The following is an 11,648-nucleotide window of genomic DNA, read 5'->3' as shown; positions in this document are numbered from 1 at the left end:
GAACCTCGCCCCAGCAGATGCTGGAGACGGGGTATCAACATATCTGGCGTTGATTTTTGGCACGCTGTTGAGTTCTCAAGGAACGGACGCTTCCTTTGTACTCACCCTCTCGGGCTTTCCTCCGGGCGCTTCCCTTCGGTGTTCCAAACTCTATCAGTGTTTTTCCGGCCCCTTGACCACCGTTCTGCAGGCATGCAGAAAGTGACCCCGAGATAGGATCTGACAAGTTAGGTGCTGCCGGGCAAGGACACCAAGTTGCGTCTCTCAGCCCCAGGCAGGAGTACGACTGTACACGTGGCCACGGAGCGCGTGCAAATCGATTTACGGTATGGTCTAGACCACTCTGGGGTGCCCACGCGGAACCGGCACTTCATGTGACATACGCTGCTGAACAGTGTGCTGTCCGGCACAGGTAGCGACGGCCCATAACGATCTCCACCCCTGGGAGGTTTCCCATGACCACCGTGACGTCCCCACTGGCAGGACGCGCCGTCGGACTGGCGTCCGTACCGGATCCCGTCTTCTCCGGCGCCATGGTCGGCCCGGGCACCGCGATCGACCCCGTGCGTGAGCCCTCCGAGGCCGTCTCGCCCGTGGACGGGGTCATCGTCTCTCTCCACCCTCACGCCTTCGTCGTCGTGGACGACCAGGGTCATGGGGTGCTCACCCACCTCGGCATCGACACCGTGCAGCTCAACGGCGAGGGCTTCGAGCTGCTCGTGAACAAGGGCGACACCGTCACCCGGGGTCAGGCCGTCGTGCGCTGGAACCCGGCGTCCGTCGAAGCGGCCGGCAAGTCCCCGGTGTGCCCGATCGTCGCCCTCGAGGCCACGGCCGAGGCTCTCTCCGAACTGCGTGACAGCGGCGATGTGAAGGCCGGCGACAGTCTCTTCACCTGGAAGTGACGTCGGTGCCGTCGTATGACGGCGAGTAAGGACGACAACCACCGCGGCGGCCGGACCCGCCGCACTATCGGAGACGGGTGAGATGGAGACAACGCTGCGAGGCGTCGGCGTGAGCCACGGTGTGGCCATCGGCGAGGTTCGGCACATGGGGACGGCGGTCCTGGAACCGCCTGCCAAGCAGATTCCGGCCGAGGACGCGGAGCGTGAACAGGGGCGCGCCCGCAAGGCGGTGGAAGCTGTGGCGGCCGACCTGATGGCGCGCGGCAACCTGGCGGGGGGCGAAGCCCAGGCGGTGCTCGAGGCGCAGGCCATGATGGCCCAGGACCCCGAGCTGATGGCGGACGTCGACCGGCGGATCGCTGTGGGAAGCACGGCCGAGCGGGCGGTGTACGACGCCTTCGCCGCATACCGCGAACTGCTGGCCGGTGCCGGTGAGTACCTCGCCGGTCGTGTGGCCGACCTCGACGATGTGCGGAATCGTATCGTCGCTCGCCTGCTCGGGGTCCCGATGCCGGGTGTGCCGGACAGCGACGAGCCCTACGTCCTGGTGGCGCGTGACCTCGCGCCCGCCGACACGGCGCTGCTCGACCCCACCCTCGTGCTCGGGTTCGTCACCGAGGAGGGCGGGCCCACGAGTCACAGCGCGATTCTGGCGCGGGCGCTCGGTGTGCCGGCCGTGGTCGCGCTGCCGGGTGCCGGTGAGCTCGCCGAGGGCACGTTCATCGCGGTCGACGGCAGCACCGGCGACATCTTCGTGAACCCGAGCGCCGAGAAGAAGGCGGAGCTGGAAGCGGCAGCCGCCGCTCGCAAGGCAGCGCTCGCGGCGTCGACGGGGCCGGGTGCCACCGCCGACGGTCACAAGGTGCCGCTGCTGGCGAACGTCGGCGGTCCGGCGGACGTTCCGGCCGCCGTCGAGGCCGGTGCCGAGGGCGTCGGTCTGTTCCGTACGGAGTTCCTGTTCCTCGACGACAGCAAGAAGGCGCCGTCGGAGGAGAAGCAGGTCGAGGCCTATCGACAGGTTCTCGAGGCCTTCCCCGAGGGCCGGGTCGTCGTGCGTGTCCTGGACGCCGGTGCGGACAAGCCGCTGGACTTCCTGACGCCTGCCGACGAGCCGAACCCCGCGCTGGGCGTGCGTGGTCTGCGGACGCTGCTGGACCACCCCGACGTGCTGCGGACCCAGCTGACCGCGCTCGCGAAGGCGGCGGAGGGGCTGCCCGTCTACCTTGAGGTCATGGCCCCGATGGTGGCGGACCGTGCCGACGCCAAGGCGTTCGCGGACGCGTGCCGTGACGCCGGGCTGCAGGCGAAGTTCGGCGCGATGGTGGAGATCCCCTCCGCCGCGCTGCGGGCACGCTCGGTCCTTCAGGAGGTGGAGTTCCTGTCGCTGGGGACGAACGACCTCGCGCAGTACACCTTCGCCGCGGACCGTCAGGTGGGTGCGGTCTCCCGCCTTCAGGACCCGTGGCAGCCCGCGCTGCTCGACCTGGTCGCGCTGTCCGCGGAAGCGGCGAAGGCCGAGGGCAAGAGCTGTGGTGTCTGCGGTGAGGCCGCGGCCGACCCGCTGCTGGCCTGTGTGCTGACCGGTCTGGGTGTCACCTCCCTGTCGATGGGCTCGGCGTCCATTCCTTACGTCCGGGCGACGCTGGCGAAGTACACGCTGGCGCAGTGTGAGCGTGCGGCCGCGGCCGCACGGGCGGCGGACAGCGCCGAGGAGGCGCGGAACGCCGCTCAGGCTGTGCTGTCGGGCGAGTAGGCCGGACGACTGCGGCCGCAGGTTGGTGATTGAGGGGCGCTCCACCTTCGGGTGGGCGCCCCTGCCGCGTCTCAGTGGTGGTGTCCGGGCGGAGTCGGGTCGCTTCCGCCTCCGAGGTCCGGGGGCACGCAGTAGTCGACGCCTGATTCCGGGGAGATGAGGTCGCCGGATTCGACGTCGGTGCAGTAGGCGTCGAAGACCTCGCCCGCGGTGAGGGGTTCCAGTCCGTCTCCGCGCAGGCGCCATCCGTAGATCCGGTCGGTGGTGCCGGGAGCGCTGGTCCGCATCACGAGTCCGCCGGGGCTCCGTGTGGCGAGGCCGAGGGCGAGAACAGTGGTGAACTCGAGGGCTTCGGCCTCCCGGAGGTGTGTCGCGCCTTGGTCGTCCTCGTCGACATGCAGTACGGAGAGGAGTGTTTCCGGGGTTCCGGTGACGCTGCATACGAGGTGTCGACTGCCCGGCGGGGCCGTGTCGAGGATGCGGACGAGGAGGTGGGAGGCGCGTGTGAAGGCCGCTCGGCCGATGTCCTCTCCGCAGGTGGCGCAGGTGCCGAGGCGGGCGAGGAGGATGGAGGCGTACTCCCAGGTGGCTTGTCGGACGGCTTCGTCGACGAGGGCGGGGACGACGTCCGACAGCGGCCGGCCGTCGTACGGGAGGGTCGGCCCTGTGGTCGCGAGGTGGGCCGTGAAGCGGGTGCGGCTCGACGCGGCGTCGGGATCGAGGCCGGTTTCCGCGCAGAACTCCGCGTACTCCTGTGGGTCGAAGAGGGCGATCGTCGTATGGCCGCCTTGGGAGGCTCGGGTCCTGAGGAGGGCCTCCACCTGTTCCAGATAGATCTTGTGGTCGTCGAACGTGAAGCTGCGGTAGCGCCGCATGGCGCGGAAGTCGTGCTCGTCGGTCAGCAGGCCGATCGTGCCGGCGATCTCGCTGCGCAGAACGCGTCGCATCGTCTGGTGGTCCGTGTGCGCCATGTTTTTCCCCCTGGTACGCAGTCGATCAATGCTCACTCACAGTAACCGGTGGCACTGACAACGGCGTCGGGGGTGGGAGCTCCGTGGAGCCGGAGCCCTCGTGATCGTGCAGGTGGAAGGGGGTGCGGACGGTTTGCCGTCGGCCTCGGACCCTCATAGGACTCCGAGGCCGACGGCGGGCGGTCAGGCGCGCTTGCGGGCGAGTTCCTCGTAGAAGTGGAGGAGGTCGAGGTTGTCGATGGAGCCGGGGTTGACCGCCTTGGCCAGGGGCGTGCCCTGGAGAAGGCGCTTGACCGGGACCTCGATGCGCTTGCCGGTGAGGGTGTGCGGGACGCCGGGGACCTCGATGACCTCGTCGGGGACGTGGCGCGGTGAGAGCTGTTCGCGGATGGTCTGCTTGATGCGGTTCAGGAGGGTCTCGTCGAGTACGGCGCCCGGAGCCAGGTGCACGAACAGGGGCATCCAGTAGCCGCCGTCGGGCTGTTCGATGCCGATGACGAGGGATTCCTTGATCTCGGGGAGGCGCTCCACGGCTTCGTAGATGTCGGCCGACCCCATACGGACGCCTTGGCGGTTGAGCGTCGAGTCGGAGCGGCCGTGGATGACGACGGAGCCGCGCGAGGTGATCGTGATCCAGTCGCCGTGACGCCATACGCCGGGGTAGGTGTCGAAGTAGCTGTCGTGGTACCGGCTGCCGTCGGGGTCGTTCCAGAAGTGGATCGGCATCGAGGGCATGGGGTTGGTGACGACGAGTTCCCCCACCTCGTCGACGAGGGGCTTGCCGCTGGGGTCCCAGGACTGGAGGTCGGTACCGAGGCCGGCGGCCTGGAGCTCGCCGACGTACACGGGCAGCGTGGGTACGGCTCCCGCGAAGCAGGAGCACACGTCCGTGCCGCCGCTGACGGAGGCGATCCAGAGGTCGTCGCGGACTTCGTCGTGCAGCCAGCGGAAGCCGTCGGGCGGCAGGGGGGAGCCGGTGGTGGCGACGCACTGGACCTTGGAGAGGTCGAAGTCGCGCGCGGGGTGCACGTCGGCCTTGCGGCAGGCCATGACGTAGGCGGCCGAGGTGCCATAGAGGGTGGCTTCCGTGCGTTCGGCGATGCGCCACTGGGCGCCTGTGTCGGGATAGCCGGGGCTGCCGTCGTAGAGGACGATCGTGGTGCCGGTGAGCAGGCCGGAGACGAGGAAGTTCCACATCATCCAGCCGGTCGAGGTGTACCAGAAGAAACGGTCCTCGGGGCCCAGGTCGCAGTGCAGGCCGAGTTGTTTGAGGTGCTCGACGAGGATGCCGCCCTGGGACTGGACGATGGCTTTGGGGAGGCCGGTCGTGCCGGAGGAGTAGAGCACCCAGAGGGGGTGGTCGAAGGGGACCTGCTCGAAGACGGGCTCCTCGTCGGCGGCCGTCAGGGCCGACCACTCCAGAGCGCCTTCGGGGGCCTCGGTGCCGAGAACCGGAATATGTACGACCGCTCGCAGGGTCGGCAGTTCGCGGCGCAGTTCGGCGACGGTGTCGCGGCGATCGTGCTCCTTGCCGCCGTAGCGGTAGCCGTCGACGGTGAACAGCACGACGGGTTCGACCTGCTGGAAGCGGTCCAGGACGCTGCGGGCGCCGAAGTCGGGGGCGCAGGAGGTCCAGACGCCGCCGACGGCCGCCGTGGCGAGGAGGGCGACCACGGCCTGCGGGATGTTGGGGAGGTAGCCGCTGACGCGGTCTCCGGGGCGTACGCCGAGGGCGCGCAGCTCGGCGGCGAGGGCGCCGACCTGGCGGCGCAGCTCGGACCAGGTGACCGGGCGTGGCTCGTGGGATTCGTCGACGTGCAGGAGCGCGGGTTCGTCGGCGCGGGTCGCGGCTGCGCGCAGGGCGTGTTCGGCGTAGTTCAGGGTCGCGCCGGGGAACCACTCGGCGCCGGGCATGGAGCGGTCGCCGAGCACGCGCGCGTAGGGGGTGGCGAAGCGTACGTCGAACCACTCCGTGACGGCTTTCCAGAACGTTTCCAGTTCGTCGACCGACCAGCGGTGCAGAGCCTCGTAGCCGCCCTCGGCGGGAGCGCCGTGGTGCTCGGCCGCCCAGGCCTGGAACTGGGTGACCTGTGCTCGGGCGATGCGCTGCGGGTCTGGCTGCCACAGCGGCTGGGGGTTCACGATCGACATGGAGCGGCTCCCGGACTGTGCGCGTCGTGTGCGTCTTCCGCGCACGGCGGGGGTGTGCGCGTGACGCGGATGACACGGACGATGCCATGTGATCGACTTCTGCACCAGGGGCCGCCCCACATAGTCCGTGTCGTGAAGATGTGGTCCCGGCACGGGTGAACGGCAGTTGAACGGCACCCGCGCGTGGGGCAGCGAATGGCAGGCTGAGCAGCATGGACGGTCGTGACCTGGTGCGTTCGATGAAGGTGGTCGGTTCTGTGGGGGCGGCCCAGGGGTTGCGTACCGTACGCGCGGCGTGGCGCAGGAAGCGCGCGGACGCCGCGGGGCTGCCGCCCCGGGGTGCCGAGCGCGCCCGGGTGCCCGGGCCCGTGCAGGAAGTGCGGCCCGGTCCGGGCGGCGGTGTGATCCGGTTCAGCCGGTCCGAGCTGTGCGTGACCGTGGCGGTGAACGGGGCGGTCTTCTGGGGCTGGGACGGGGCGGCTCCCGAGCCGTCGTACGCGCTGGCGGGCCGCTGTCCGGAGCCGGATCCGAGGGCGGTCCTGGAGCCCGACAAGGATGGTGGCTGGCGGGTCGTGGCCGAGCGGGTGACGGTGGTCATCTCGCGGCACGGCGCCGTGGAGGTGCTGACGCCCGGTGGTGTGACGCTGCGGCGTGACCTGCCGCCGCGCTGGTGGGAGCCGGTCGCGGGTGGTCCGGCGCGGTGGATGCAGCGGTCGGAGGTGGCCGCGGACGCGCGGTTCTTCGGGCTCGGGGGGCGGGCGTCAGGGCCCCGGCTCAGGGACGGCACCTACTCGTTGTGGAACACCGATCCCGGGCGTTCGTTCGGCCCTGGCGACGACCCGCTGTACATCACGATGCCGGTGCAGCTGGTCGCGGCGGACGCCGCGACGCACCTGGTGTTCCACGACACCTCGTGGGACGGCACCGTGACGCTGCGGGAGGGCGAGGAGGGCGCGGGTTCGGGTCATGACCGGGCGGGGACCAGCGAGCTGCGCATGGACGGCGGTCCGTTGCGGTGCTGGGTGATGGTGGGCACGCCCGCGCGCGTGCTGCTCGTGTGGGCCTCCCTGACGGGTACGGCGGCGCTGCCGCCGGCGTGGGCACTCGGGCACCATCACGCGCGCTGGGGGTTCGGCAGCGAGCAGGAGGTGCGCCGGATCGTCTCGGGGTACCAGGAGCGGGATCTGCCGCTGGACGCGGTCCATCTGGACATCGACCACTACGACGAGCACCAGGTGTTCACGGTCGACCATGAGGCCTTTCCCAAGCTGCCGCAGCTCGCCGAGGATCTCCGCCGGGACGGGATCCGCCTGGTGTCGATCGTGGATCCGGCGGTCAAGGCCGACCCGGGCAACGCCGTGTACGACGCGGGGACGGCGCTGGACGCGTTCGTGCGGGACGCCTCGGAGGAGGTCGTACGGGGTGTGGTGTGGCCCGGGGAGGCGGTCTTCCCCGACTTCACGCACGCGCGCGTGCGGCAGTGGTGGGGTGGGCTGTACGAGGAGCGGCTGGCTCAGGGTTTCGCGGGTTTCTGGCATGACATGAACGAGCCGACGTCGTTCACCGCGTTCGGGGAGTCGACGCTGCCGCGCTCGGCCAGGCACTCCCTGGAGGGGCGGGGCGGCGATCATCGGGAGGCGCACAACGTCTACGGCCTGTGCATGACCAGAGCGGGCTACGAAGGACTGCGTGAACTGACTCCCGGGGAGCGCCCCTTCGTGTTCTCGCGCTCGGGTTGGGCCGGCATGCAGCGCTACGGGGGCGCCTGGTCCGGGGACGTGGCCACGGGCTGGCCCGGGCTGCGGGCGTCGCTGTCGCTGGTCATGGGGCTCGGTCTGTGCGGGGTGCCGTTCTCGGGGCCGGACGTGGGCGGCTTCGACGGGAGTCCGTCGCCGGAGCTGTATCTGCGGTGGTTCCAGTTGGCGGCGTATCTGCCGCTGTTCCGTACACACGCGAGTCTGCGGGCGGGGCGCAGGGAGCCTTGGGAGTTCGGTCCCGAGGTGCTGGAGCACGCGCGCGTGGCGCTCGTCGAGCGCAGGAGGCTGCTGCCGTACTTCATGACGCTGGCGCATCTGGCCCGTCGGACGGGGGCGCCCTATGTGCGACCGGTGTGGTGGTCGGCGCCTGAGGACCGCACGCTGCGCGAGTGTGAGGATGCGTTTCTGCTCGGCGACGGTCTGCTGGTGGCCCCGGTGCTGGATCCGGGTGCCGACCGGCGTGCCGTGCAGCTGCCGCGCGGGCGTTGGTACGACACGGCGACGGAGCGGGCGTACGAAGGGCCGGGGCAGGTGCTCGTCGACGCGCCCTTGTCGCGGATCCCGGTGCTGGCGCGCTCGGGCGCCGTCGTCCCCGTGCGAGGGGACGACGGCGGGCTGGAACTGGAGGTGTGGGCGCCCGCCCGGGGACGTGCCGGGGGCGGGCTGGTGGTGCCGGATGCGGGTGACGGCTGGGACGAGCCGGAGATGGAGCGCTACGTCACCCGCTGGCAGGGCGACCGGGTGATCGTCGAGCTGGACCACGAGGACGGCTTGATCCCGTCACCCCGTCCGGTACGGGTACGCGGGCTCGGCGCGGGTGGGGCTCAGATGTAGCGGCCTTCGAAGAAGGCCCGCACGGCCAGCGTGTGCAGTGGGAAGGCGAGCTCCTCCGGCCTGCGCAGGAGCTGCCAGCCCTCGGTCTCGTCCGTGGCGGCCGACGTCGGCAGACGGTCGGCGGGCCGCTCCGGGAGGAGGCCGAACAGCAGCAGGTGCCCGTCCGGGGAGCTCATCGCGTCGACGAGGCGTACGTCGCGGCCGGCCGCGTCGATGCCGGTCTCCTCGCCGAGTTCGCGGACGACGGCCTGGCGCCAGTCCTCGCGGTCGTCGATGTAACCGCCGGGCAGGGCGATGCCCCCGCGCGCGGGGGCGATGGTGCGGGTGACGACGACCAGGGCGGTGCCCTGCGTGTCGTACACGGGCTGGAGTGCGATGGCCACCGGCAGCGGATTGCGGTAGGCCACGGCGCCGCACACCGGGCAGGTGCGCGGCCAGCCGGAGACGCCCTCTCCGTAGGGCGCGCCGCAGGTCGAACAGTGTGAGTTCGCTGCGGAGTTGGGAACGGAGGCTTGAGTTTCGGACACGCGGCGGACTGTATCCGATGAGTGGAAGGGCGTCTTCCGGGGGCCGGTCACTTGTGCGGCGTGAGGGATTTCGAGGACACGGGGAAGTCGAAGTAGGTGTCCGGGTAGAGCTCCGGCTTGTACGTGTAGTGCCACCACTCCTCGGCGAGGTTCACGAATCCGAGGGCTTCGAGGGTGCTCTTGAGGAGCAGCCGGTTGGCGCGCTGCTCGCCCTGGATGCGCGGGTCCAGCGTGTGGGAGAGGGTGTCGAAGCAGTCGAAGCCGGTGCCCATGTCGACGGAGTTGTCGGGGAAGCGCTCGGCCTTCGGCGCGTAGCAGGGCACCAGGGTCTCGCCGGGAACGTAGGGCCGGGTCGGCCTGGCCGGCAGCCTGACGATGGTCAGGTCCATGGTGGAGCCGCGGCTGTGGCCGGACTTCTCCGCGATGTACCCGTCGAGGAAGAGGCGGGCCTTGTCGACGTTCGGGTAGAACTCGTCCTTCATGGCCTCGTCGTCGAGGTCCTCGGCCCAGCGCACGAAATGGTCGACGGCGCGCTGTGGGCGGTAGCAGTCGTACACCTTGAGCGAGTACCCCTGCCGCAGGAGCCGCGTCTGCGCCTTGTGGAGCGCTTCGGCGGCGGGCCGGGTGAGGATGCACAGGGGCTGCCGGTAGCCGTCGATGCGTTCGCCGACGAAGTTGTGCGGGGTGAAGTACCGCATCTCCTGGATGATGGTCGGATCCACGGTTCTCAGCGCCACGAAGTCCTTCGGCGCCTTGTCGGTCCCGGTCTTCGCCTGGGCGGTCGCGGGTGCGGCGGTCACGGCGAACAGCGTGGCGAGGGTGACGGTCAGTCGCCGCGCCAGGGTCCAGAGTCGTGTCATGTCTCCTGCATCTATCAGGTGCGCGGTCCGCCCGGGAAGTGATCGGCTGCGGTTCCTTCCGAAGGCCGAATCCGACGCCCTGCCGCTGACCCGTCAACCGTGGCACACTTTCTGACGTTCCGTCAGATGACTAGCCCGGAGGGGATATGCCACGCACGCGTACGCCTGTGGTCGCCGGATGGTTCTCCGGCGACGGGGAGGACTTCCGGCTGATCGGCACTCGTTGCTCTGCGTGTACCTCGGTGTTCTTTCCCCGCGAGGACACGCATTGCCGGAATCCCAGCTGCCGGGGCGGTGAACTGGAGGAATTTCACCTCTGCCCACGCGGCCGCGTCTGGTCCTTCACGGACAGCCGGTACCGGCCTCCGTCACCCTATGTGAGCGATCCGGAACTTCCGTGGGAGCCGTGCACGTTGATCGCTGTGGAGCTGGAGTCCGAGCGCCTCGTGGTGCTGGGACAGGCGGCTCCCGGGGTCACCGTCGCCGATCTGACGGTGGGCATGGAGGTGGAGGTCGTGCCCGGCGTGCTCCATGAGGACGCGGAGACGACCTGGACGACCTGGCAGTGGCGGCCGACGGGGGTGACGGCATGACGGACGACGTGGCGGTGCTGGGCGCGGGCATGCATCCGTGGGGCAAGTGGGGACGAAGCTTCGTCGAGTACGGCGCGGCGGCGGCACGCGCGGCGCTCGCCGACGCAGGCCTGGAGTGGCGGGACATCGGGTCGATCGTCGGCGCGGACACCGTGCGGGGCGGCTATCCGGGGTATGTGGCCGGGGCGACGTTCGCGAAGGCGCTCGGCTGGCAGGGCGCCCGGGTCGCGAGCGTGTACGCGGCCTGCGCGTCGGGCGCCCAGGCGGTCAACACCGCGCGGGCGCAGATACTTTCCGGGCTCGCGGACGTGGTGCTCGTGGTGGGCGCCGACGCCGCCCCCAAGGGCTTCTTCCGGCCGGCGGGCGGCGACCGACCCGACGATCCGGACTGGCTGCGCTTCCGCGTCCTGGGGGCCACGAATCCGACCTACTTCGGGCTGTACGCGCGCCGGCGGATGGCCCTGCACGGAGACACCCCTGAGGACTTCGCCCAGGTCAAGGTCAAGAACTCCGCCCTGGGCGCGCTCAACCCCAACGCCCGCTATCGCAAGGCGGTCACCGCCGACGAGGTCGCCGCCTCCGCCGTCGTAGCCGATCCGCTGCGGCTGCTCGACATCTGCGCGACGTCGGACGGAGGCGCGGCGCTCGTGCTGGCCGGGATGGACTTCGCACGTCGACACTCAGTGGCGCACCCGGTGCGGATACGCGCGGTTTCCACGGTGACGCCGCGCTACCCCAACACCGTGCTGGACCTGCCCGACATCGCGACGGACTCCGCGGTGGCGGTGCGGCCGGCGGCTGAGACGTTCCGGGAGTCGATCGCCCGCGCCGCCTACGAGGAGGCCGGGATCGGACCCGAGGACCTGTCCCTCGCGGAGGTCTACGACCTGTCCACCGCACTGGAGTTGCAGTGGTACGAGGACCTCGGGCTGTGCGGCGAAGGCGAGGCCGCGAAGCTGCTGAGAGAGGGCACGACAGCGCTGGGAGGTCGCCTGCCGGTGAACGCGAGCGGCGGCCTCGCCTCCTTCGGCGAGGCGGTTCCGGCCCAGGCCATCGCCCAAGTATGCGAATTGACCTGGCAGTTGAGGGGAGCCGCGGGTGACCGGCAGGTCGCCGGTGCGCGGGTGGGGATCGCGGCGAACCAGGGGTTGTTCGGGCACGGGTCGGCGGTGGTCGCGGTGCGCTGAGAGCGGGGCGCGACGACCGCGGGCCGGAGCCGGGCGCGTGGTCATGAGAACGTCGCGTCGGCCTCGTCGGCAACGTCGCGTCGGCCTCGTCGGCACCGCCCGCGTCGGCC

General features: G+C 70.4%; 10 protein-coding genes. 6 read left to right on the top strand and 4 right to left on the bottom strand.

Annotated features, from left to right (window positions below):
- From ACGFW6_RS28540 to ptsP, 3 genes are all read left to right on the top strand, one after another.
- Positions 1–205, top strand: a 205-nt coding sequence (locus ACGFW6_RS28540; RefSeq protein WP_393515767.1) for a hypothetical protein, incomplete at its 5' end; no start/stop codon positions are given.
- 250 nt (positions 206–455) lie between these two features.
- Positions 456–905, top strand: coding sequence for a PTS glucose transporter subunit IIA (locus ACGFW6_RS28535; RefSeq protein ID WP_393515764.1), 450 nt, complete (start codon positions 456–458; stop codon positions 903–905).
- A gap of 82 nt (positions 906–987) precedes the next feature.
- Positions 988–2,658 carry a phosphoenolpyruvate--protein phosphotransferase gene (ptsP, locus tag ACGFW6_RS28530; RefSeq protein ID WP_393515761.1) on the top strand — a complete coding sequence of 557 codons (1,671 nt, stop codon included), beginning with the start codon at positions 988–990 and terminating at the stop codon, positions 2,656–2,658.
- Between the two features lie 71 nt (positions 2,659–2,729).
- On the opposite strand, the gene ACGFW6_RS28525 is transcribed toward ptsP, so the two are convergent.
- A complete protein-coding gene (locus ACGFW6_RS28525; protein WP_393515758.1) occupies positions 2,730–3,629 on the bottom strand; it encodes a hypothetical protein in 900 nt (299 codons plus the stop codon).
- Positions 3,630–3,812: 183 nt separating this feature from the next.
- Positions 3,813–5,780, bottom strand: coding sequence for an acetoacetate--CoA ligase (locus ACGFW6_RS28520; RefSeq protein WP_393515755.1), 1,968 nt, complete (start codon positions 5,778–5,780; stop codon positions 3,813–3,815).
- 212 nt (positions 5,781–5,992) lie between these two features.
- On the opposite strand from ACGFW6_RS28520, the gene ACGFW6_RS28515 reads away from it, so the two are divergent.
- Positions 5,993–8,371 carry a TIM-barrel domain-containing protein gene (locus ACGFW6_RS28515; RefSeq protein ID WP_393515752.1) on the top strand — a complete coding sequence of 793 codons (2,379 nt, stop codon included), beginning with the start codon at positions 5,993–5,995 and terminating at the stop codon, positions 8,369–8,371.
- Here the strand turns inward: ACGFW6_RS28515 and ACGFW6_RS28510 are convergent.
- Together ACGFW6_RS28510 and ACGFW6_RS28505 are read right to left on the bottom strand one after the other, a co-directional pair.
- Positions 8,362–8,898: an NUDIX domain-containing protein gene (locus ACGFW6_RS28510; RefSeq protein WP_393515749.1), complete on the bottom strand. Its 537-nt coding sequence runs from the start codon at positions 8,896–8,898 to the stop codon at positions 8,362–8,364. The two genes, ACGFW6_RS28515 and ACGFW6_RS28510, sit on opposite strands and share 10 nt — an antisense overlap.
- A 47-nt stretch (positions 8,899–8,945) precedes the next feature.
- Positions 8,946–9,758 carry a M15 family metallopeptidase gene (locus ACGFW6_RS28505; protein ID WP_393515746.1) on the bottom strand — a complete coding sequence of 271 codons (813 nt, stop codon included), beginning with the start codon at positions 9,756–9,758 and terminating at the stop codon, positions 8,946–8,948.
- A 167-nt stretch (positions 9,759–9,925) separates the two neighbouring features.
- Here ACGFW6_RS28505 and ACGFW6_RS28500 point away from each other — a divergent pair, with 167 nt between their 5' ends.
- Entirely contained in the window at positions 9,926–10,351 is a 426-nt protein-coding gene (locus ACGFW6_RS28500) for a Zn-ribbon domain-containing OB-fold protein (protein ID WP_393515779.1), read from the top strand.
- Positions 10,348–11,538 carry a lipid-transfer protein gene (locus tag ACGFW6_RS28495; RefSeq protein ID WP_393515743.1) on the top strand — a complete coding sequence of 397 codons (1,191 nt, stop codon included), beginning with the start codon at positions 10,348–10,350 and terminating at the stop codon, positions 11,536–11,538. The genes ACGFW6_RS28500 and ACGFW6_RS28495 overlap by 4 nt, the downstream gene beginning before the upstream one ends.
- Positions 11,539–11,648: the final 110 nt, after the last annotated feature.

It is taken from the genome of Streptomyces sp. Y7 (assembly GCF_043195415.1).
In the GTDB taxonomy this organism is placed as follows: Bacteria; Actinomycetota; Actinomycetes; order Streptomycetales; family Streptomycetaceae; genus Streptomyces.
This window is presented reverse-complemented; position numbering and strand designations above follow the sequence as displayed.

What these genes read in the sequence shown, in the direction of transcription:
- ACGFW6_RS28535 (WP_393515764.1), top strand. Translation starts at nt 456, where the DNA reads ATGACCACCGTGACGTCCCCACTGGCAGGACGCGCCGTCGGACTGGCG.
- ptsP (WP_393515761.1), top strand. Translation starts at nt 988, where the DNA reads ATGGAGACAACGCTGCGAGGCGTCGGCGTGAGCCACGGTGTGGCCATC.
- ACGFW6_RS28525 (WP_393515758.1), bottom strand. Translation starts at nt 3,629, where the DNA reads ATGGCGCACACGGACCACCAGACGATGCGACGCGTTCTGCGCAGCGAG.
- ACGFW6_RS28520 (WP_393515755.1), bottom strand. Translation starts at nt 5,780, where the DNA reads ATGTCGATCGTGAACCCCCAGCCGCTGTGGCAGCCAGACCCGCAGCGC.
- ACGFW6_RS28515 (WP_393515752.1), top strand. Translation starts at nt 5,993, where the DNA reads ATGGACGGTCGTGACCTGGTGCGTTCGATGAAGGTGGTCGGTTCTGTG.
- ACGFW6_RS28505 (WP_393515746.1), bottom strand. Translation starts at nt 9,758, where the DNA reads ATGACACGACTCTGGACCCTGGCGCGGCGACTGACCGTCACCCTCGCC.
- ACGFW6_RS28495 (WP_393515743.1), top strand. Translation starts at nt 10,348, where the DNA reads ATGACGGACGACGTGGCGGTGCTGGGCGCGGGCATGCATCCGTGGGGC.